Source organism: Streptomyces cinnabarinus (assembly GCF_027270315.1).
GTDB lineage: Bacteria > Actinomycetota > Actinomycetes > Streptomycetales > Streptomycetaceae > Streptomyces > Streptomyces cinnabarinus.
The window spans coordinates 7,744,796-7,766,937 of sequence record NZ_CP114413.1 but is presented as its reverse complement, the minus strand read 5'-3'; the positions used below and the strand labels follow the sequence as shown (position 1 = coordinate 7,766,937).

Genomic DNA, 22,142 nt, shown 5'->3' with positions numbered 1-22,142 from the left:
TCAGGCGGCAGGCGGTCTCGGATACCCGTCCGGATCGTCCGGCACGCCGATCCAGGCGGCGAGGTCGACGGGGTCCGGCGGGGCGTCGCTCGCCTCGGTGACGCACGCGTGCACGGCCCGGACCAGCTCGGGGCAGTGCGTGAGCGCCTCGGCGGCCACCGCGCCGCTCCTGCGCAGGGCCAGCCCCAGCCGGACCCAGGGCTCGGGCTCCAGGGGCCACCCCTCGACCTGAGCGACGGCGAGACGGCGCGCCTCCGCCACCGAGTCCTGGAGCCGGGTCAGATCGGCGGGGTCGATCTCGGCTCCGCTGAGGTCGAGGAAGCCGGATGACACCGGCACGCCGCGCAGCTCGGAGACGCCCGTGGCCGCCTTGCACAGCAACGCGGTGTAGGCGTTGGACGGCCGCGCCGTGAAGTCGGGGCGCAGCGTGACGGCGCTGCCGCGCGGCGGTGCCTTGGGTGCGCCCGAGGTCCAAGCGGCGGCGAGTTCCGCGACGGTGGCGGGGGCGGGTCGCAGGTGGCGCAGACGCCAGCGGAGGCGGTGGGCCACCACTCCTTCCAGAGCGAGCGTGACGATGTCCTCCGGCACGTCCTCGTGGTCGGTCCAGGTCACGGTGGTACCGCCCATCAGCGCGGCGAAGTACCGGCCGGTCTCGGTGAGGCGTGGCGACAGGCACAGGGTGCTGTACGCGTCCCGGGCCTGGGTGCGCCAGTACACCAGCTGGAACTGGGCGCGGCGCAGACGCGTGCCTCGCTCCTCCAGGGTGAGGCGGCGCCAGAAGTCGACCACCCCGAAGAAGGCGAAGACACCCTGGAAGAGGCCGGGCAGGGGGCGCGGGTCGTCACGCCAGGGTGCGTAGAACCTCTCGTCGTCCGGCGGCTCGCTCTCCTCGTGCAGCGCTACGGCGTTGAGTACGGCATGCAGCTTCATGTGCTGGAACTCGTGGACCATGCTGGCCGCGAGCTCCATGCCGTCGGGCGGGGCGCTGGCGACGATGCCGCCGAACGCGTCGGTGGACGACGCGGAGTTGATGATGCCGCCCGGGGCCGCGGGTCGGGGTGTCACTGCCGTGAGGGCCGCCGCCAGCGCCTCCGCGCGCCGGCGGTTCGTTCGGGCGAGCAGGGCGCCGGCCTCCCGGGCCGCCTCGGCCCACGGCATCACCTGGGAACCCGTCAGCGGGGTGGGTGCCATGGGACCGTTGGTCTCCCGGTGCTGATCGATGTCGTCCAGGACGAAGTCGAAGCGGCCGGGCCCCGAGCCGGTCCGCACGCGGTGCACCGGGCGCCAGAGCGAGAGCGTCGGATCCTCCGGACGCGTGACGCGCACACTCTCGCCGCCTCGCCGTGCCAGCGTGAGCGTGCCGCCGTCCCCCTCGACACGGACCGTGCGAAGCCTCGTCCCCCGCAGATCGAAGGCGCCGAGCGTGGGCAGGACCACGAAGCCGTCGCGCACCGGGAGCGAGAGGGCGAACGGCACCTTCGCCCGGTGCGAGGCTGCCGCCGCGACGGAGTGCAGATGCGCCAGGTCGTCGAGGAGAGCGTCGGACAGCTCGATGGGCGAAGTGTGCAGCGCGCGCAGCGTCCGGCTCATCCAGCGGCCGACCGCGGGGTGGAGCAGCACCGTGGTGACGGCCTTGGAACGGGCGTCGTCGGCTTGGAGAAGAAGGTCGCGGCTCTTCGGGACGGACGGCAGCCGGTCCATGCGGCCCGCCATGGCGGACTCCGTGCGGTCCAGCAGGTCGCGCAGCGCGAGGAGTCGTATGCCCCGCTCCTGGGCCCGCAGTCGCTCGGCCGACTGGCGATCGTCGTCGCCTCTGGCGAGGGCACGGAGGGTGGCGCCGTCCACCGCGGCGCCCCGGGCGCTGCGCTCGCGCGCGACCACGGGCTCCGTCGGCGGCCGGTACGTCCTCCTGGGCGGCGGCTGGGCCCCAGGGCGGTAATTCGACCACTCTGCGCCCGACGAGACGCCCGCGCCTCCGCCCTCGCCGCCGAAGTCGGAGACGGACCGCTCCGATCGGACGAAGCGGTCCAGTGCGCGGACCACCGCGGGGGACCGTACGGCGGGCGCGAACTGCGGGGACAGGGCCAGCTCCAGAGAGAGTCCCGCCAGGGCAAGGGGGGTCGAGGCCGGTGGGTCAGGGCTCTGCCCCGACACGTCGGCCGGAGCCGCTTCCCCGGGCGGGCGCGCGCTGTCCTCGGCGAGTTCGGCGAGCACGAGGGCGAGGTTGCGCGCGCAGACGACGATATTGGGGTGGTGCTCGCCGAGCCTGCGCCGCCCCGTCTCGTAGGCGGCCCGGAAGTGTTCGACGGCCCGGTCACGGCGGTCGAGAAGGTGCCAGACCGTGGCGAGTTCGTGCCGGGCGGCGATGGTGTCCGGGTGGTCGACGCCCAGTTGCCGCTCAGCGCTGCGCCAGATCTCCGTGAACTCGTCCCTCGCCCGTTCGAGCAGCTCTCGGTCCTCTTCGTGGTCGCGCATCATCCGCGCCCGTTCATGGCGGGCGATGAGCACATCCGGGTGGTCCTCGCCCATCGCGTCGCGGAGCTCCTGGATCACCTCTTCGGCCACCGCCTCGGCTTCCCGCGCCCGCCCCGCGTCGCGCAGGACCCGAGCGAGGCTGAGTCCGGCGGCCAATGTCTCGTAAACCGCCTCCTGGCCCAGCGCCCGGGTCAGCCGACGCACGACACTCAGTTCCTCGACCGCCTCCGCGAAGCGCCCTTGACGGTGTGCGAGCCGCGCGAGGTCGGCGCGGATGCGCAGCATGCCCCGCTGCCCTTGGGCCGGTGTGCGCGTTCTCAGTTCGAGCGCCCGATCCAGCTCCCGTCTGGCGTCCTCGTACCGGCCCGACAGCAGCAGAGTGCGGGCCAGGCCCGTGTGGAAGGACGAGAGGACCGGATCGTCCGCGGGCAGACTGTTCCCGCCCTGGACCACCAGGAGCCGGTACAGCTCCTCGGACTCCTCCAGGTCGCCGTGGTCCCGCAACGCCAGGGCGAGGTCCAGCCGGGCGACCAGAGTGGCACGCGCCTCCTCGCCCAGGAGGCGCGCCCTGGTCCGCACGACCGCTTGCAGCTCGGCGACGGACTCCCGGTGCAACCCCACGTTGCGGTGGTACCGGGCCGTACCTACGGCGGGCTCGGTCGCCGCCGTCACCAGGTCCAGGGCCGGGCCGATGCTCTCCTCGAACTCGGTCAGCAGCAGGCGCGCGGCCGGACCGTGCGGTGCGAGGAGCCCCCAGCGCGGCCAGTCCGCCGGTCGGCTGCCCCACAAAGAGCCCGTGGCCCGGTCGAGCAGTGCGGTGACCAGGCCGAGCAGCGGCCTGGCCCGCGCGCGGAAGTCGTCGTGGGCGCGGCTGGCTGCCCGGACCATCGCATGGATGGTCAGCCAATGCGTGTTGTCCTGGTCGGCCGCGGTCTCCGGCTCTTCGGGGAACGTGATCAGTTTCAGGCCCTCCAGGCCGTCCAGGGCTGCCCTGAACCGCTGAGTGGTGAGGCCGGTGAACATCGGGTCCCGGGCCAGCAGATCCACGTCGAGGAGATCGAGGTAGGGGATGGGGGCGGGACCGAAGGCGGACAGCAGGCGCAGCAGCGGCCGGGCCATGTCGGCGCCCTGACGGTGCAGCAGGTCCAAGGAGAGTTCCCAGGTGGTCAGCAGCGCGCGGCGGGGCCGCTCGTCATCGCCCAGAGCGGCGTCGGGATCGAAGGCCAGGTCGGCCATCTGCCGGTCGAAGCGGCTCCGATACGCGGGGAACGTGCGGGGCGACGACGCCTCGGGGACGCGGTCTCTGCGTGCCCCGCGCAGATAGGAGCCCGCCAGGTCGAGCGCGAGGGGCAGCCCGCCGAGGTGCTCGGCGAGCTCCCGGGCCTGCTCCTCGGTCCCGGCTCCCGGCGCCAGATCACGGAGCACTTGGGCGCCGTCCGCGCCGGACAGCAGGTCGATGTGCACCGTGTGCACCCAGTTACCCCAGCGTTCGCCACGCGTCTCCCGGCTGGTGAGCAATACCGTTCCGGTCGGATGGCTGGGCGGCTGGAGCCAGCCGGTCCCCTCGGCCGGGCGGTCCTGCGTCAGCAGGGAGAGGTCGTCGATGTTGTCGAGCACCAGCAGCCAGGGCGTGGTCAGGGCATTGAGCCGCTGCCACAGGACGTATGCGTGATCGGCGCCCGGGATCAGGTCGCCGGGTGTCGCCCCCGCGGCGAGCGCCAGCGCGCGCAGGTCCATGGGCTTGCCCTCCCTGTCGGCTCCCGACACCCACCAGACATGGGTCAGGCCCTCGCGGAGGCGATGCGCCACTTCCAGGGCGACGGTCGTCTTACCGCTTCCGCCCATCCCCGACAGCAGCCACACCCCGGGCACGGTGGCGTCACCCCCGGCACGGCGGGTCACCGCACCGGTCAGCGCGTCCACCAGCCCGTCCCGGCCCCGCAGCCGCTCCTTCGGCACCCTGCGCTGGGGCACGACCACCGACTGTTCGGGCGCCGAAGCCGCCGCGGGACCCACGGGCGCGTCACCGGGCTGGGCGCCCACGTACGTCACCACCCGCACATCGCCGTGCACCAGACCGGCGGAGAAGCTGCCCTGCCCCGCGTACGAGGTGACGTTCTCCAGGCCGTCAGCAGGTGAGGACGGGCTCGGTTCCGCCGGTCCGGTCAGCCCTGGTCCGGAGCCGGCGCGGACGGGGGGCCCATCTGTACCCCGCCGTTGATGATTCCCGCGGCCACGGAGCCGTCGCTCGCGGTGAACTTCGCGTCGCCGGCGACGCGAAGGCCGCCCGGCGCCGAGGCGACCGTGCCCGGGGGCGCGTGCGCGGCGAGCAGTGCGCTCAACTCCCCTGCCGCGCGGTCCCGTTCCGCCGTGGACATATTCTCCAGGGCCATGGTGAAGCGGGCCTGCCAGACGCCCTGTTGGATGAGGCGGACATGAGAGGGATCCGCATGGTCGTCCGCCAGCAGCGCCGCCGCCATCTCGTTCAGGCGCTCCATCTCGCGTTCCGCCACCTGCGCGTCGCCCCGGCTCAGCCACCGCGCCACGGCCTGTTGGAGGCCCTGCCACGCGTCCGTCCCGGCCGCCGCCACCACCGCACCGCCACCGGCCGACGCCAACGCCAACACTGCCTCGCCGAGCATCAGGTCCTCCCCCGCGCCGCGTACGTCACCACGACGGTAGCCGCGAACGGCCGCCCGCGGCAGCCGGGTCACGGACCGCGCGGGCGCACGAAGGCGCACGGCCACCCCCGGCCTGCGCCCCCAGCCGCCCCCGTACGGCTCCGTACGGCCCCCGGACCTGGTGCGAACTGCTGTGCGGGATACGGCAGGATGAGCCGTCGCGCCCGGTAGGCGCGCGACGGTACAGTCCGGAATTCGAGCAGGTGACTAAGTGACGAAACTTCACATCCGGCCGACGGCGGAGCGATTCGCCGCCGCTTCTCTCCCCGGAGGTGACCGGTGAATCGGGACATCACCATGGACGACATGGTCATCGCCGGAATAGCGATGGCCGCGGGCCTGCTGGCCGCGTTTCTGCTCCGGATGCTGCTGCGCTGGCTGGGCAAGCACGCCGACCGCACCCGCTGGAGCGGCGACGACCTCATCGTGGACGTGCTGCGGACCGTCGTGCCGTGGGCGGCGATCCTCGGCGGTGCCGCCTCCGCGGGCGCCGCGCTGCCGTTGACGAAGACGGTCCAGCACAACGTCAATCAGACCCTGACGGTGCTGCTGATCTTCGTGGTGACGCTGGCCGCGGCCCGCGGTATCGCCGGGGTGATGCGGACGGTCACCCAGTCCCGGCCGGGTGTCGCCGGTTCCGCCACGATCTTCGTCAACATCACCCGCATCCTGGTCCTCGCCATCGGCTTCCTGGTGGTGCTCCAGACCCTGGGCGTCTCCATAGCGCCGCTGCTCACCGCCCTCGGCGTCGGTGGTCTGGCGGTCGCCCTCGCGCTTCAGGACACGCTCGCCAACCTCTTCGCGGGCATCCACATCCTGGCCTCCAAGACCGTCCAGCCCGGTGACTACATCCGGCTGAGCAGCGGTGAGGAGGGCTACGTCGAGGACATCAACTGGCGCCAGACGACGGTGCGCAACCTCTCCAACAACCTGGTCGTGATCCCCAACGGGGAGCTCGCGAAGACGAACATGACCAACTTCATGCGTCCCGAGCAGCAGTTGACGATCCTGCTCCAGGTCGGCGTCGCCTACGACAGCGATCTGGAGCAGGTGGAGCGGGTCACCAACGAGGTCATCGGCGAGGTGATGGCCGAGGTCGAGGGCGCCGTGCCGGACCACGAGCCGATCATCCGCTTCCACACCTTCGGCGACTCCCGGATCGGCTTCACGGTCATCCTGGGCGTCGGCGAGTTCAGCGACCAGTACCGGATCAAGCACGAGTTCATCAAGCGCCTGCACAAGCGCTACCGCCAGGAGGGCATCCGCATCCCGGCGCCGGCGCGCACGGTGGCGCTCCAGCAGGGGTCGCTGACGATCCCGCAGCAGCGCGTCCCCGACAACGAGCCGGGCGAAGTCCCCTCCGCCCGGCTCGACTGACACCTCAGAGAGTCGCCGAGTTGTCGTGGTGGCCGTCCCGCCGCTTGCGCGGGGCGGCCGGCGAGGACGAGGGCGCCGAGGGCACCGGGGTGACCGTCCAGTCCGGGTGGCCCGGCATCCGCGGGGTCTTCGTGGCGTAGAGCCACTCCCGCAGGAAGCCCGACAGGTCCTGCCCGGAGACCTCCGAGGCCACCGCTATGTAGTCCTCGGTCGACGCCGACGCGTCACGGAACCGCTCCAGGAAGGCGCGCTCCAGCGCGTTGAAGGCGTCCTCGCCGACCTGCTGCCGCAGGGCATACAGGACGAGGACGCCGCCGAGGTAGCGCTGGCTGTCGAAGAGGTTGACGGCGTTCGGGGCGGCGACCGGGCCGGAGCTCTTGCGCCACTGGTCGCCGAGCGCGTAGGTGTGCTTCATCCGCGCTTCCAGCGAGGTCATGCCGAGCGAGTCGGGCCAGCCGCGCTCGTAGCGGTACAGCAGCCCGTAGAAGTCGGCGTGGCCCTCGTTCAGCCACAGGTCGGCCCAGGTGGCGGGGGAGACACTGTTGCCGAAGTAGGAGTGGACCAGCTCGTGCATCATGTGCGAGCCGATCTTCGCCTCCTCCTGGAGGAGGTACTTCGGCCGGTAGATGGTGAGCGTCTGGGTCTCCAGGCCGGTGAAGCCGAAGGGCTCCGCGGCGTCGGAGTTGCACGGCAGCAGTCCGTACGTCTCGAACGGGTAGGCCCCGAGGCGCTGTTCGACCCACGCGACCAGGCCGGGGGTGAGCGCGAGGGCGGGCTCCAGCGCGGCGGCCCGCGCGGTCGGCACCACGTCCCTGAGCGGCAGGCCGTGCGGGCCCTGCCGGTCCTTGATGACGTAGTCGCCGACGGTGATCTGCACCATCTCCGTGGCGATCGGCGAGCGGGAGCGGTAGGTGTACGCGGTCCGGCCGCCGTCCAGGGTCTCGGTGCGCACGAGCTGCCCGCTGGCCACACCGCGCAGCCCGGACGGGACGGTGAGCCGGAAGGTGAAGTCGGCCTTGTCCACCGGGTGGTCGTTGCACGGGAAGACGGTGTGCGCGGAGTCGGGCTGGCAGGCCACCGCGAACCCGTCCGGGGTGGCCACCCAGCCGGTGTGCGAGAGGGTCCGGCGCGGGTCGGCGGAGTACTCGACGCAGACAGTGACCTTGGCCTGGTCCGGAAGGGTGACGGCCGGGGTGATCCGCAGCTTCTCCCCCACCTGCTCGAAGGCGGCACGGCGCCCGCCGACCCGGACGGCGCGCACATCCAGGCCGAGGGCGTCCAGGGAGAACCGGGTCAGCGCCTGGGTGGTGCGGATCCGCAGCGTGGTGGTGGCGTCGACGAGCAGGGTCGTGGCGTCGTAGGCGAAATCGAGGTGGTACGACGAGACCCGGTAGCCGTCGTTGCCGAGGGCGGGGTAGACGGGGTCACCGAGGGTCTCGGGGCCCGGGGTGCCGCTCTTCCCCGGAGCGGCGTGGGCGGAGGGGGCCAGAGTCAACGCCGCGGCGGTGCCGATCAGGGCGGCCGGGGCTGTCACTCGGGTGCGATATCTCATGGTCTGCTTTCGCTCGGGCGGCCGGCTGGTCAGGTCCGGCCTCGCCTCGGGTGAGTGATCCACCTGCATGACCACCGAAAGGGCGGTGGAGGTTGCACTTCCGGCCGAAACTTCTCCCCCTCGCGTCCCACGCGTGTGCGGACCCCTGTCGAGTCGGGGGCGCTCACGAGATATCTTGATGTCGAGCAATGTTGCAGACGTGGAGCGGAGCACCCGGTGACTGACTCGACCATCATCTATACGCACACTGACGAGGCCCCGGCCCTGGCGACGTATTCCTTCCTGCCGGTGGTCCAGGCGTACGCCTCGCAGGCGGGTGTCGCCGTGGAGACGCGGGACATCTCGCTGGCCGGCCGCATCATCGCGGTGTTCCCGGAGTACCTGACCGAGGACCAGCGCATCCCGGACGCGCTCGCCGAGCTGGGTGAGCTGGCCAAGACGCCGGCCGCCAACATCATCAAGCTGCCGAACATCTCGGCCTCGATCCCGCAGCTCAAGGCCGCCGTCGCCGAGCTGCAGGGCCAGGGCTACGCACTGCCGAACTACCCGGACGACCCGAAGACCGACGAGGAGCGGGACGTCCAGGCCCGCTACGACAAGGTCAAGGGCTCCGCCGTGAACCCGGTCCTGCGTGAGGGCAACTCCGACCGCCGCGCCCCCGCCTCGGTCAAGAACTACGCCAAGACCCACCCGCACCGCATGGGCGCCTGGAGCGGCGAGTCCAGGACGAACGTGGCGACCATGGGGCAGAACGACTTCCGCTCCACCGAGAAGTCCGTCGTGATCTCCGAGGCCGGCGCGCTGAGGATCGAGCTGGTCGCCGAGGACGGCGCCACCACGGTGCTGCGTGAGTCCGTACCCGTCCTGGAGGGCGAGGTCGTGGACGCGTCGGTGCTGCACGTGGCCGCGCTGCGCGAGTTCCTCACCGCGCAGATCGCCGAGGCCAAGGCCCAGGGCGTGCTGTTCTCCGTGCACCTGAAGGCCACGATGATGAAGGTCTCCGACCCGATCATCTTCGGTCACGTGGTCCGCGCGTTCTTCCCGAAGACCTTCGAGCAGTACGGTGCCGCGCTCGCCGCCGCCGGTCTGTCCCCGAACGACGGTCTGGGCGGCATCCTCAAGGGCCTCGACGCCCTGCCCGAGGGTGACGCGATCAAGGCTTCCTTCGACGCCGAGCTCGCCGAGGGCCCGGCCCTGGCGATGGTCGACTCGGACAAGGGCATCACCAACCTGCACGTGCCGTCCGACGTCATCGTCGACGCCTCGATGCCGGCCATGATCCGCACCTCCGGCCACATGTGGGGCCCGGACGGCCAGGAGGCCGACACCCTCGCGGTGCTGCCGGACTCGTCGTACGCCGGTGTCTACCAGGTCGCGATCGACGACTGCCGTGCCAACGGCGCCTACGACCCGTCCACGATGGGCTCGGTCCCGAACGTCGGCCTGATGGCGCAGAAGGCCGAGGAGTACGGCTCCCACGACAAGACCTTCGAGATCAAGGCGGCCGGCACGGTCCGTCTGGTCGACCGGGCCGGCAATGTCCTCGTCGAGCAGCCGGTCGCCGAGGGCGACATCTTCCGCGCCTGCCAGACCAAGGACGCGCCGATCAAGGACTGGGTGAAGCTGGCCGTCACCCGCGCCCGCGCCACCGGCGACCCGGCCGTGTTCTGGCTGGACGAGACCCGGGCGCACGACGCCAACCTGATCGCCAAGGTCAACGCGTACCTGCCGGAGCACGACACCGAGGGCCTGGACATCCGCATCCTCGCCCCGGTCGACGCCACCAAGCTCTCGGTGGAGCGCATCCGCCGCGGCGAGAACACGATCTCGGTCACGGGCAACGTCCTGCGCGACTACCTGACCGACCTCTTCCCCATCCTGGAGCTGGGCACCAGCGCCAAGATGCTGTCGGTCGTCCCGCTGATGGCGGGCGGCGGCCTGTTCGAGACGGGCGCCGGCGGCTCCGCGCCGAAGCACGTGCAGCAGCTGGTCAAGGAGGACTACCTGCGCTGGGACTCGCTCGGTGAGTTCTTCGCGCTGGTGCCGTCCCTGGAGCAGTACGCGGCGGCCACGAACAACCCGAAGGCCAAGGTCCTCGCCGACACCCTCGACCGCGCCACGGCGACCTTCCTCAACGAGGACAAGTCCCCGACCCGTCGCGTCGGCGGCATCGACAACCGCGGCAGCCACTTCTTCCTGTCCCTGTACTGGGCGCAGGAGCTGGCCAAGCAGACCGACGACGCGGAGCTGGCGAAGGCCTTCGCCCCGCTCGCCGAGACGCTCGCGGCGAGCGAGCAGAAGATCGTCGAGGAGCTGAACTCGGTCCAGGGCTCCCCGGCCGAGATCGGCGGCTACTACCAGCCCGACCCGGCGAAGGCGGCCGCGGTCATGCGCCCGTCGGCGACCTGGAACGAGGCGCTGGCGTCCCTCAGCTGAAACCCTGAGCCGACGCCGTGAGCCGACGCCGTGAGCCGACGCCGTGAGCTGACGCCGTGAGCTGATGCCTTAGCCCAACCGGAGGGCTGGCCCCGAAATGGGGTCGGCCCTTCCGTATATCCCCAGGTCAAGCGGATGATCCCGTTCAGCCCTGCAGGGCGGTCGATCATGCTTACGATCACTTCCGCGGCCACGGGAGACACCCGCACGGCGCGCGTAGGAGGGGAACCATGACCAGCATGTCCCGGCGATCCCTGCTCGGCTACTCCGGTACCACCGCGGCGGGCGCGGTGCTCGGCAGCGCGGCGTCGGCGCCGCCCGCGCAGGCGGCCGAGGCCCAGGCGGAGGCCACGGCGACCGAGTTCGACCCGCAGACGTTCTTCAAGGGCAGGACGTGGCGGACCGGCAGCTCCGACACCTCCATGGAGATCGAGATCGAGTTCCGCGTCCAGAACTCCGAGACCCCGGCCGCCTACGAGATCAGCCCCACGGAGATCGCCGAGGCCCTCAACGAGCTGGCCGTCGCCCGGGGTTGGCCGCCGATCACCTTCTACGGCACCCCGAAGCAGGCCCCGCTGAACTGAGCCGCGAGTAATTCGCTTGCACGCCCGGCCACCGCTCAGCATCGTGGGCACGGTGAGCGACGAACCCGAGCGGTGGACCCAGGCCAGTGTGTATCCCGACATGTGGGCCGACCCGGACGAGGATCCGCGCGACAACGACGGGCCGGGCCCGGACGGTGAGTTGGCGACGTACCAGAGCGTGCTGCGGGATTTCCGGCTCACCCTGGAGATGAAGTGCCAGGGGCTCGCCCCGGAGCAGCTGGCCCGCCGCTCGGTGCCGCCGTCGACCATGTCCCTGGTCGGACTGCTCCGCCATCTCGCCGAGGTGGAGCGGGACTGGCGCAACTGGATCGTGCCGGGCGACCCGGAACCCAAGCTGTACGGGGTCCGGGACGCCGACTTCGACCAGGCCGCCGCGGAACAGGCCCTGGTCGACGGCGCGTTCGCCGACCTCGCCCGGGAGCAGGCGGCGACCGACGCGGCGTTCGCGGCGTATCCGGACCCGGCGACCCGGGTGGGCGAGGACGACAGCTCCGTGCGCGAGCTGTGGGTGCACCGCATCGAGGAGTACGCCCGTCACTGCGGCCACGCCGACCTGCTGCGCGAGCGGGTCGACGGCCGGGTGGGACAGTAGCCCTGATGAACTTCGCGCTGTCCCCGGGTGCCGAGCACTCCCCCGTGATCCTTCATGTCCCGCACTCCTCGCGGGAGATCCCGCCCGAGGTGCGCTCCGGCATCGTGCTGGACGACCCGGCGCTCGCGCGGGAACTGGACCACATCACCGACTCCCACACCGCGCTGCTGGCCGCCGAGGCGGCCGAGGTGTGCGCCGTGCGGCCCTGGGTGTTCACCAACCGGCTGTCCCGGCTGGTCGTCGACCCCGAGCGGTTCCCCGACGAGCGGGAGGAGATGCTCGCCGTCGGCATGGGCGCCGTCTACACCCGGACCACGCACAAGGGCGTGCTGCGGGCGGCCGACACCGACCCCGAGCCGCTGCTCGCGCGCTACTTCCGGCCGTACGCCGAGGCCATGGCGGATGCCGTGGCGGGGCGGCTGGCCGCGACCGGGCGGGCCGTGATCGTCGATGTGCACTCCTATCCGAGCGCGCCGCTGCCCTACGAGCTGCACGGGGACGGGCCACGGCCCCCGGTGTGCCTCGGCACCGACTCCTTCCACACGCCTCCAGGGCTGCTCGCCGCGGCCCGCAAGGCGTTCGAGGAGTGCGGGGAGGTCGGGCTCGACAGTCCGTTCGGCGGGACGTACGTGCCGCTGGAGTTCTACGGCACCGATCCCCGGGTCGGCGCGCTGATGGTGGAGATCCGCCGGGACACCTACCTGACCGAGCCCGGCGGGCCCGCGGGTCCTGGTCTGCTCCGGCTCGCCGAGGCCCTCGCCCGGCTGGTGGACGCGCTGCCCGGGTGACCTCCGCCTGGAGCACTCCCGGGCGACAGCCGGTCGGGCGGCGGTGAGGGTGGGTGCATGAACGACGAGACCACCACGCTCAGCGAACAGGCGCCGCCCGCGATCCGGGACTGGCCCGCCAGTGACCTCGCCGGGACGGAGTTCGACCCGGTCCTCACCGACCTCATGCGGGAGGGACCGCTGACGCGTATCCGGCTGCCGCACGGCGAGGGCTGGGCGTGGCTGGCCACGCGGTACGACGACGTGAAGGCGATCACCAACGACCCCCGGTTCGGCCGGGCGGAGGTCACCAGGCGTCAGGTGACGCGGATGGCGCCGCATTTCAAGCCGCGCCCCGGCTCGCTCGCCTTCGCCGACCAGCCCGACCACAACCGGCTGCGGCGGCCGGTCGCCGGTGCCTTCACGGTCGGCGCGATGAAGCGGCTGCGCCCGCGCGCCCAGCGGATCCTGGACGAGCTGATGGAGGGCGTCGTCCGCGACGGGCCGCCGGCCGATCTCATCGAGCGGGTCCTGGAGCCCTTCCCGCTCACCGTGGTCAGCGAGGTCATGGGGGTACCGGCCGCGGACCGGGCTCAGGTGCACGCGTGGACCCGGACGATCATCTCCACCACCGGCGCCGAGGACGCCGAGCGGGCCAAGAACGGCCTGTACGGCTGGATCACCGAGACCGTCCGGGCCCGTGCCCACAGCCAGGGTGACGACGTGTACTCGCTGCTCGGGGCCGCCGTGCACCGCGAGGAGATCAGCGAGACGGAGGCGGTCGGGCTCGCCGGGCCGCTCCAGATCGGCGGCGAGGCCGTCACCGCGAACTGCGGGCAGATGCTGTACCTGCTGCTCACCCGCCCCGAGCTGATGGCACGGATGCGGGAGCGGCCCGAGGAGCGCGGCGCCGTCGTGGACGAGCTGCTGCGCTACATCCCGCACCGCAGCAGCGTGGGCCTGGCCCGGATCGCCCTGGAGGACGTCGAGCTGCACGGCCTGCGGATCCGCGCCGGGGACCCGGTGTACGTCTCCTATCTGGCCGCCAACCGCGACCCGGAGGTCTACCCCGACCCCGACCGGATCGACCCGGACCGTTCGGCGCCACCGCATCTGGCCTTCGGCAACGGCCCGCACTACTGCACCGGCGCGGTGCTCGCCCGGCTCCAGACCGAGCTGCTGCTCGGCACGCTGCTGGAGCGGCTGCCGGGACTGCGGCTCGCGGTGGCGCCTGAGGACGTGCCCTGGCGCCGCCGGACCATGATCCGCGGTCCGCAGTCCCTGCCCTGCGCCTGGTGACTCAGGCGCGCAGCCACTCCGTGACGAGCACCTCCCCGCCGGTCCGCAGCCTGAGGGCGAACGGTCCGGAGACCGGGGAGGCGCTGCTGAAGCGGCCCATGGCGTCCGTGGTGAGCAGCGCCGACTGCTGGGGGCCGCCGAGCACCTCGATCCGGGCCGCCTGGGGCGGCAGCACCTGCCCCATCAGGCCCTGGCCGGTCACCTCCACGTCCACGGTGACCTCCCCCGCGCGGAAGGTCAGCATCCGGGGTACGTCGGTGGCGCCCCGCACCGGGATGGCGTCCACCACCGAGTCGAAGGTCAGCTCGGCGATCCTGGCGTCGAGGTCGTGCAGCGCGTAGGCGTCGACGGCGATCCGGCTCAGTTCCGCCGGCACCGGGTCCAGGATGGCGGCGGCCCGCCGGAGCTCCTCCTCCAGCAGGGCGCCGTCGAAGCCCGCCTCCTCGAAGGCGTCGAGGAGGCCGTCGTCGTGCGTGTCGTCGTCGTTCACAGCGCTCCCCGTGCGTCGAGTCGGGCCCTGAGGCGGCGCAGACAGCGCTGGCGCAGCGGTCCGATACTGCCCACGGCGATGCCCAGGGCGGCGGACACCTCCTGGTAGCTGGGCGGCGGTGAGGCCATCAGTACCCGCAGCAACTGGCGGCAGCGGTCGCCAAGTTCGTCGAACTCCTGCCACAGCCGACGGACGCGTTCGCTCTGCGCGGCCGCCTCCTCGGAGTCCAGCAGGGACTCCTCGGGCGTGCGGTCCTCGCTGACCCGGTCCAGCAGGTGCGGATCGTCCGTCGGGGTCAGCCGCTTCAGGTTCTTCAGCACCTTCAGGCACTCGTGCCGGGCGGTGCTGGCCAGCCACGACCCGGCCTTCTCCGGCTCCCGGATCCGCCCCAGGTGCTGGGCGAAACGGAACCAGACGGTCTGGTACACCTCGTGCGCGTCGGCATCGGAGAGCCGGTGCGCGCGCACCACCGACCACACCAGCGGGCTGAGCCCTTCCACGAGCGCTTTCCAGGCCGCCGCTTCACCGTCGACGGCGGACTGGACGAGCGCGCCGACATCAGCACGATCCACGGCCCCACCCCTCGTGTACGGCAAGTCATCGTACGCCGCGGAGGGGGCGGTTCCGAGCCTCATGCCGGAGGAGCGAGCGGCACGACGGGCACCGGGCGCCAGGTCGGCGGGCGCAGCGCCGGCACATGCGCCCCGCGCACCTCCGCGAACTCGGTGTTCGCGGCGATCAGCTGGGCGCGGGCGGCGCGCGGGTCGGTCTCCTTGTGCGCCGTCATGTGCCCCGCGACCATCCCGGCGACCACGGGGGTGGCGAAGGAGGTGCCGCTCCAGTTCGCGAACCCCTCGAACATCACCTGGTCCGGCTTGCCGGTCACGGCCGCGGCCCGCTCCTCGCTCAACAGTCCGGTGTGGCGCGGCGACTGACAGGTGCACAGATAGGCGAAGCCGTAGCGGCAGGCGTCGTAGGTGGAGTGCTGGTACACGTACGGGACGGGCGCGTCGAAGCCGGTCAGCGAGCTGATGAGGCGCTCGCCGGGGGCGTACGCCTTCACCCAGGAGCCGTGGTTGGAGAAGCAGGCGCCGTACTCGCCGTCCCCGCGCAGCGCGCCGATCGACAGCACGGAGTCGGCGTACTCGGGCAGTTCGGCGTAGGCCGCGGGCCAGAAGGGCGTGGCGCTGGCGTTGTTGCCGGCGGCGGCGACCAGCAGGGTGCGCTGGGCGCGCAGTTCCCGCATGAAGGCGTCGAGGCCGAGGAGTCCGTCGGTGCGGCCGTTGGAGGTGCCCGCGGAGAGGCTGAGGATGTCCGGCCAGCCGCCCTGCTCGACGGCCTCGAAGAGCTTGTCGCCGAACTCCGACTCCAGGATGGCGCCCGCGTCGTTCAGCGTGTTGCGGACGGTGATCCCGGTGTTGGGGGCGACGGCGGCGACGAGTCCGGCGATGAACGTGCCGTGTCCGACGTACTGCTGGAGGATGCCGCCGTCGTCGCACTCCTTGATCTGCAGGTCGCCCTCGGTGTGCGCGAGCAGCGGGTAGGAGCGGTAGTCGGCCATCAGCCCGGTGTCGATGACGAGGACTCCGATCGCCGTGTCGGCGTCGTACAGGCCCTCGGCGGCGGCCGGGTTGGGCGGCTGGGTGAGCGGCGCCGGCACGGGCTCGTCGCCGGGGCAGGCGTTGACCGCGATGGACACCACGTGGTTACGGCTGACCAGGCGCCGTCCGGCCCGGGCCTCGGCGGTGCGCACCGCGCGCAGCGCCCCCGCGACGGCACGGTCGCCGCGCCGGTCGCCGTGCCCGGGGTCGCCGACCTGGATCCGGGTGATGCCGGAGCGGTTGGTCTCGGGGCTCGCCCGGCGCACCCGGTCGGCGGTGAGCCCGGTGAACGCGGTGAAGTGCTCCCGCACGGCGTCCTCGACGACGCGGGCCTCCTCCCCGTCCTTGGCCAGCACGACGCCCTTCTCGTAGAAGAACTCGGCGGAGTCGTCCGGTCCCATCGCCAACGGGACGTCGGGCATGGAGCGCTGGATCTGGTCGAACTGCTCGTGGAATCGCTGTGGTGCCATGGCGTGTCCTCCCCCTCAGGCGACGTTCTTCAGACAGAGCTTCCGAGCCGTCGATTGATACAGGGCCAACCCTGTGTGGCCGGCACCTGCGAGGACTACCATCCGCTACGTGACAGCGGGAAACGACCCGGTTCTCGAATTGCTGCCGAAGGTGTTCGCCGCTCCTGGTGAGGCCCTGGCCGGGGCGGAGGAGGTGCTCGGCGCCGATCCCTCGCCGCTGCACGCCTCCGTGGCCCATCAGGTGATCGGGATGTGGCAGCGGGACTTCGGTGATGTGCGGCTCGCGCTGGACCACCTGCGGCGGGCCCGCGACCTGGCGGCGCGCGCGGACTCCGCGGAGCGGGAGGCGGACGTCCTCGGCACGCTCGGCGTGGCGCTGGTGCACGCGGGCCGCACCCGGCAGGGACTCGCCGCGTTCGAGCGGGGTGTCGCGCGCGGCACCGGACACACCCGGGCGCGGGTGCTGTACCGGCGGGCGTACGTGTGGTGGGTGCTCGGGCATCACCCCGAGGCGCTGGAGGACGTCCGGCGGGCGATCCCGGTGCTGCGGCAGGCGGACGACGTGATCTGGACGGCGCGGGCGCTGACCCTGCGGGCGACGGTGCATCTGGCGCTGGGCGCGGTGGAGCGGGCGGACGCGGACTTCACGGCGGCCGAGGCGCTGTGGGACACCACGGGCCAGGAGCACGACAAGGCGGACGCGGTGGAGAGCCGGGGCCTGGCCGCGTTCCGGGCCGGGGACATCCCGGCGGCGCTGCGGCTGCTGGACGAGGCCGAGGAGCGGTACGCCAAGCTGGGCACGCCGACGTTCATGCTGGACATCCGGCGCTGCGAGGTGCTGATGGCGGCGGGCCTCGCCCTGGAGGCGCTGGCCGAGGCGGACGCGGCGATCGGGGTGCTGGACGAGATCGGCGGGCAGTCCACCCGCAAGGCGGAGCTGCTGCTGGTCGCCGCGCGGGCGGCCCGTCTCGCGGGCGATCCGCACACCGCCCTCGCCCGCGCGGCCCTGGCGGTACGGCTGTTCGCCGGACAGCGGCGCACCTGGTGGGAGACGCACGCCCGGCTGGTGCTGATCGAGGCGCGGCTGGCCACCGGGCGTGCCTCGGGGCGGCTGGTCGCGGACGCCGCGGGGGTCGCCGACCGGCTGGCCTCCTTCGGCGCTCCGGCCGCCCCCGAGGCCGCGCTGCTCGCGGGCCGGATCGCGCTGGCGCTGGGCTGGCGGGCCGACGCCGAACGGCACTTGGGGACCGCGGCCCGCAGCAGGCACGCGGGGCCGCCGCTGGCGCGGATGACGGGCTGGGCGGCGCAGGCGCTGCGGGCGCGGGCCGCGGGGTCCGGGCGCGGAGTGCTGGAGGCGTGCCGCCGGGGCCTGGACGTGCTCGACGACCACCGTACGACGCTGGGCGCCTCGGAGCTGCGGGCCCGCGCCACCGCGCAGGGTGCCGAACTCGCCGCGCTGGCACAGCGGGTGAGCCTGGACTCCGGGGGCCCGCGGCGGCTGCTGGTGTGGAGCGAGCGGTGGCGGGCGACCGTGCTGACCGCGCCGCCGACCCGGCCGCCGGCCGATCCGGTGCTCCAGAGCAGGCTCACGGCGTTCCGCGAGATAGCGGACCGCGCGGAGAAGGCCCGGATGGAGGGGCATCCGGTGTTCACCCTGGAGCGCGAACAGCGCCGTCTGGAACGGGAGATCCGCTCCCGGACCCTGCACATGCGCGGGGAGGAGCCCGGCGGCGGCGACCGCTTCGATCCGGCGCGGCTGCTGGCCCGGCTCGGCGAGGACACCCGGCTGGTCGAACTGGCCGTGGTGGACGGGCGGGTGCAGGTGCTGCTGTGCGGGCAGGGCCGGGTACGGCGGTTCGAGGCCGGGCTGCTCGCCGACGCGGAGATCGAGGCGGAGCACGTCCAGGCCGGACTGCGACGCCTCGCCCATCCGGGCGCCGAGGGCCGCCTTCCCGTGGTGGAGGCGGCGGGCCGTCGGCTGGAGGAGTTGCTGCTGGGCCCGGCGGCGGACCATCTGGGCAGCGGCCCGGTTGTGGTCGTACCGCCCGGCCGGCTGCACCGCGTGCCGTGGGCGCTGCTGCCGACGCTGCGGGAGAAGGTGCTCAGCGTGTCGCCGTCGGCGAGCAGTTGGCTGCGGGCGCGGGAGACCGCGCCGCCGCCGGGCGGCCGTCAGGTACTGGTGCGCGGGCCGGGTCTGGCCACCGGTGGCGCGGAGGTGCCCGAACTCGCCGACCGGTACGGCACGCCGACCCTTCTGGAGCACGACGACGCGAGCGTGCCGCGGGTCCTGGAGGAACTGGACGGGGCGGCGCTGGCGCACATCGCCGCGCACGGCACGTTCCGGGCGGACAGTCCGCTGTTCTCCGCGCTGCGGATGTCCGACGGCCCGCTGATCGTCCATGACTTCGAACGCCTGGACCGCAGCCCCTACCGCATCATCCTCTCCTGCTGCGACACGGCCCGCTTCGCCTCGGTCGGCGCCGATGAACTCCTGGGCCTGGTCACCGCGCTCCTGCCGCTCGGCACGGCCGGCGTGGTGGCGTGCACCGCCCCCGTCAACGACGCGGCGGTGGTCCCCCTGATGGTCGCCCTCCACAAGGGCCTCGGCGCCGGACTCTCCCTGGCGGAGGCCCTGCGCGACGCCCGGGCCGCCGTCCCCGCGGACGCGGTGCACCAGGCCACGGGGTGGGCGTTCTCTGCGTTCGGGGCGGCATGAGGGACGCGGCCGGACTCCCTCACGCCGGTTGCGCGTCCGGCAGTTCCACCATCCAGGACAGCGCGCCCCGGTCGCTCGCGCCGAGGCGGGCGTAGGCGCTGTAGAGGTGGTTGCCGACCGTGCGGACGGAGAGGGTGAGCCGTTCGGCGATCTGGCGGTTGCTGAGGCCGGCCGCCGCCAGGGTGACGATCTGGCGCTGCCGGGCGGTGAGTTCGCCGAGGACCAGGCCGGACAGGGCCGGGGTGCGGGCGCCCTGGCAGCGGCGGGCGAGGGCGACGGCCCGGGTGCGTGAGGTGCGGGCGGCGCGCGGGTCGCGGTGGGCCCGTACGGCCTGGGCGTGCGCCTCGGCCGCGTACAGCAGCAGCCCGCGCTCCTGGAGCGCCTCGGCGGCCCGGTCCAGCGCGGGCCCGTCCCCGCGGGCGAGCGCGTCGGCGTGCTGGGCGAAGACCCCGTCGAGCCGTCCCGCGGCCCGCTCGGGAGCGCCGAGGCGTACGGCGTCGTACGGCTCCACGGCCGACAGGGCGGCGTCCAGGTCGCCACGGGCGACGGCGGGCCAGCCGTCCCCGGCTTCCACAGCAGCGTTCACATCTCCCGACTGCGCGACAGCCAGGGCGAGTTCATGGCGGCAGCACCGGTCCTCGGGCGCGCCCAGCAGTCCTTCCCTGGCCCACGCCTCGGCTTCCCGCAGCCGTCCGCCGAACCGGGCGAACCGGGCGCGTACGGCCGCGTATGCGGCCGGTACCCGCTCGCCCTCGTCCACCAGCCACTCCCCCACCGGCGCCGACACGGCCCGTACGTCGGCGAGTTGGACGCTCCGGGTCAGTGCGGCGGTCTCGGCTTCGAGGGCGGCGGCGCACTGGTCCGGGGTGCGGGCCAGCCGCCTCGCCCGGAGCCGGCCGGCCGCGGCCCGCAGCACCGGGCCGTGCAGCGGGTGGACGAGGCGGACGGCGCCCCGGTCGTCGATGCGGATCAGGCCGTCGGCTTCCAGGCGTTCGAGGACCCACAGGTCGAAGGCGTCCATGTCCAGGGCGAGGGGTTCGCCGAAGGCGAGGCGTTCGAGGGTCTCGCGCTCCTCGGGGCGGTCCCGGTCCAGGACGCGCGCGGCGCGCTCGCGCACGGTCGCCGTCAGCGGCAGCGGGCCGCGCCAGGCCCAGGCGTCCACGCCCGGGACCCGGGTGAGCAGCCCCCGCTCGCGCACCGCGCCCAACAGGTCGCGCAGCAGCCGTAGATCGCCCTGGCACAGGCGGTGCAGGCGGTTCACGGTGAGCGGTTCGAGGCCGCCGCCCGCGCCGGCCGCGAGCAGGTGCGCGGTCTCCTCGGGCGGCAGCGGGTCCAGGACGAGCCGGGGCAGCAGCTCGCCGGTCCACAGCCGGGAGATCGCGCCGGGCGCGGGCATGCCGTCGGTGGCGGTGACCAGCAGCCGGGTGCGGCCCTGCACGGCCAGCTGGTGGACCAGGGCGGCGGAGGCGTCGTCGAGGAGGTGGGCGTCGTCGACGATCAGCAGCCGTACCGAGGAGAGGAGTTGTACCGCGCGGTGCAGGGTGACCTCTTCGGGCAGCAGGTGCGCGAAGGCGGCGAAGGGGATGGAGCGGGCCTCGGGCGTCCCGGCCACCAGGGCGCAGTCGGTGCCACGGGCGGCCTCCGCGACGAGCCGGGTCTTGCCGCAGCCCGCGGACCCGGTCACCACGATTCCGTGCCGCCCCGCGGCCAGTGACCTGCGGATCAGCTCGACTTCGCTGTCCCGTCCGGTGAACGGCCAGGGCAGTTCCAGGGTCTTCGCATCCCGTTCGAATGTCATCACACCCAATAGAGCCGGGTTACTCACCCCTGATACAGGGTGACTTGAGTAGCCCCCGACTCAGGCGCGGGGCGGCCCACGGCGGCAACCTTGCCGCATGACCGCTCGCTACTGCTCCCTCGCGCAGCAGTCGGCCCCCGTTCTGGCACCGGGGCTGACCGCCGAGCGGCAGCGCGCGCTCATCGGCGGACGCCGGATGTGGGTCAACAACACGGTCCTGCACTACTGCTTCTTCGACGGCGACAACGACGCGTCCGTGATTTCCGTACCGGGGACCGGGGGGTCCCGGCGGGTGTCGTGGGTCGGCGCGAAGGAGCAGCGGGACGTGGTGCGCGAGTGCTTCCAGGAGTGGCGGGACCTCGGCATCGGGGTGTCGTTCACCGAGGTCTCGGACCGCTCGGAAGCGGAGTTGCGGATCGGGTTCCAGCCGGGTGACGGTTCCTGGTCGACCGTGGGCAAGGACGCGCTCCAGGTCGGCCTGAACGAGCGCACCATGAACTTCGGCTGGGACCTGACCGTGCCCGGGGAGCGGGCGACCGCTCTGCACGAGATCGGGCACGCGCTGGGCATGCTGCACGAGCACCAGAGCCCGTTCGCCGGTATCCACTGGGACGACGAGGCCGTCGTCGCGGACCTCGGCGGACCGCCGAACTTCTGGAGCCGGGAGACGACGTTCTTCAACATTCTGCGCAAGCTGGACCCGGACGAGGTCAACGGCTCCGCCTGGGACCCGCAGTCGATCATGGAGTACCCCTTCGAGGCGGGGCTGATCCTGGAGCCCGAGCAGTTCCGCGGGGGGCTGAACCCGCCCGGCGCTCTCTCGCCCGCCGACAAGGAGTTCGTCCTGCGCTGGTACCCGCCGACCGGCCCCGCAAGGCCGACCGCGCTGGTGCCGTTCCGCTCGGCGCCGATCGGTCTCGGCCCGGGTGAGCAGGCCGACTTCACCGTCGAGCCGTCGGAGACCCGCGAGTACACGGTGGGCACCTTCGGCGACAGCGACACCGTCGTGGTGGTCTTCGAGGAGCGGGACGGCGAGCCCCGCTATCTCACCGGCCAGGACGACTCGGGCACGTCCGGCAACACCAGGATCAAGGCCCATCTCGTCAAGGGCCGCCGCTACTTCGTCCGTGTGCGCCTGTACTCCGCCTGGGGGTCGGGGGAAACCGCGGTGATGTGCTGGTAATCGGCACGGGTACGGACCGCACACGGACGGACGGACCACCAGTCCGGCGCCGGGGGAGCTGCCGGGACGCCACCTTCGGGGGAGGGTGACGTCCCGGCAG

Annotated in this window: 15 protein-coding genes; 8 read left to right on the top strand and 7 right to left on the bottom strand. The window is 72.8% G+C overall.

Going from position 1 to position 22,142, the window contains the following annotated elements:
- Positions 1-4,548 carry an aKG-HExxH-type peptide beta-hydroxylase gene (locus STRCI_RS35050; RefSeq protein ID WP_269662992.1) on the bottom strand — a complete coding sequence of 1,516 codons (4,548 nt, stop codon included), beginning with the start codon at positions 4,546-4,548 and terminating at the stop codon, positions 1-3.
- Between the two features lie 92 nt (positions 4,549-4,640).
- Complete coding sequence (locus STRCI_RS35045; RefSeq protein ID WP_269662991.1) at positions 4,641-5,216, bottom strand: hypothetical protein; 576 nt, start codon at positions 5,214-5,216, stop codon at positions 4,641-4,643.
- Positions 5,217-5,435: 219 nt separating this feature from the next.
- On the opposite strand from STRCI_RS35045, the gene STRCI_RS35040 reads away from it, so the two are divergent.
- On the top strand, positions 5,436-6,533 hold the full coding sequence (locus tag STRCI_RS35040; protein ID WP_269662990.1) for a mechanosensitive ion channel family protein: 1,098 nt from the start codon (positions 5,436-5,438) through the stop codon (positions 6,531-6,533).
- Positions 6,534-6,537: 4 nt separating this feature from the next.
- On the opposite strand, the gene STRCI_RS35035 is transcribed toward STRCI_RS35040, so the two are convergent.
- The gene (locus STRCI_RS35035; RefSeq protein WP_269662989.1) at positions 6,538-8,085 is read right to left on the bottom strand and encodes a M1 family metallopeptidase; all 1,548 of its coding nucleotides are present in this window, start codon (positions 8,083-8,085) and stop codon (positions 6,538-6,540) included.
- A 216-nt stretch (positions 8,086-8,301) separates the two neighbouring features.
- Between STRCI_RS35035 and STRCI_RS35030 the strand changes: the two genes are divergently transcribed.
- The 5 genes from STRCI_RS35030 (at position 8,302) to STRCI_RS35010 (ending at position 13,784) form a co-directional block, all read left to right on the top strand.
- The gene (locus STRCI_RS35030; RefSeq protein WP_269662988.1) at positions 8,302-10,521 is read left to right on the top strand and encodes an NADP-dependent isocitrate dehydrogenase; all 2,220 of its coding nucleotides are present in this window, start codon (positions 8,302-8,304) and stop codon (positions 10,519-10,521) included.
- Positions 10,522-10,751: 230 nt separating this feature from the next.
- The gene (locus STRCI_RS35025) at positions 10,752-11,105 is read left to right on the top strand and encodes a hypothetical protein (RefSeq protein WP_269662987.1); all 354 of its coding nucleotides are present in this window, start codon (positions 10,752-10,754) and stop codon (positions 11,103-11,105) included.
- A 52-nt stretch (positions 11,106-11,157) separates the two neighbouring features.
- The gene (locus tag STRCI_RS35020; RefSeq protein ID WP_269662986.1) at positions 11,158-11,718 is read left to right on the top strand and encodes a mycothiol transferase; all 561 of its coding nucleotides are present in this window, start codon (positions 11,158-11,160) and stop codon (positions 11,716-11,718) included.
- A 5-nt stretch (positions 11,719-11,723) separates the two neighbouring features.
- Positions 11,724-12,506, top strand: a complete 783-nt coding sequence (locus STRCI_RS35015; protein WP_269662985.1) for an N-formylglutamate amidohydrolase — start codon at positions 11,724-11,726, stop codon at positions 12,504-12,506.
- A gap of 57 nt (positions 12,507-12,563) precedes the next feature.
- Positions 12,564-13,784, top strand: a complete 1,221-nt coding sequence (locus tag STRCI_RS35010) for a cytochrome P450 (protein ID WP_269662984.1) — start codon at positions 12,564-12,566, stop codon at positions 13,782-13,784.
- Between the two features lies 1 nt (position 13,785).
- On the opposite strand, the gene STRCI_RS35005 is transcribed toward STRCI_RS35010, so the two are convergent.
- From STRCI_RS35005 to STRCI_RS34995, 3 genes are read right to left on the bottom strand one after another with little or no spacing between them, the layout of a single operon-like run.
- Entirely contained in the window at positions 13,786-14,274 is a 489-nt protein-coding gene (locus STRCI_RS35005) for a hypothetical protein (RefSeq protein WP_269662983.1), read from the bottom strand.
- Entirely contained in the window at positions 14,271-14,909 is a 639-nt protein-coding gene (locus STRCI_RS35000) for an RNA polymerase sigma factor (protein ID WP_269662982.1), read from the bottom strand. Before STRCI_RS35000 ends, STRCI_RS35005 begins: the two co-directional genes overlap by 4 nt.
- Positions 14,906-16,345, bottom strand: a complete 1,440-nt coding sequence (locus STRCI_RS34995) for a S8/S53 family peptidase (protein WP_269662981.1) — start codon at positions 16,343-16,345, stop codon at positions 14,906-14,908. Before STRCI_RS34995 ends, STRCI_RS35000 begins: the two co-directional genes overlap by 4 nt.
- Positions 16,346-16,454: 109 nt before the next feature.
- Between STRCI_RS34995 and STRCI_RS34990 the strand changes: the two genes are divergently transcribed.
- A complete protein-coding gene (locus STRCI_RS34990) occupies positions 16,455-19,061 on the top strand; it encodes a CHAT domain-containing protein (RefSeq protein WP_269662980.1) in 2,607 nt (868 codons plus the stop codon).
- A gap of 19 nt (positions 19,062-19,080) precedes the next feature.
- Here the strand turns inward: STRCI_RS34990 and STRCI_RS34985 are convergent, their stop codons facing one another.
- On the bottom strand, positions 19,081-20,859 hold the full coding sequence (locus tag STRCI_RS34985) for a LuxR family transcriptional regulator AbsR2 (protein ID WP_269662979.1): 1,779 nt from the start codon (positions 20,857-20,859) through the stop codon (positions 19,081-19,083).
- 97 nt (positions 20,860-20,956) lie between these two features.
- Between STRCI_RS34985 and absR1 the strand changes: the two genes are divergently transcribed.
- Entirely contained in the window at positions 20,957-22,042 is a 1,086-nt protein-coding gene (gene absR1 / locus STRCI_RS34980) for a beta-glucuronidase AbsR1 (protein WP_269662978.1), read from the top strand.
- The last annotated feature ends 100 nt before the right edge of the window (positions 22,043-22,142 follow it).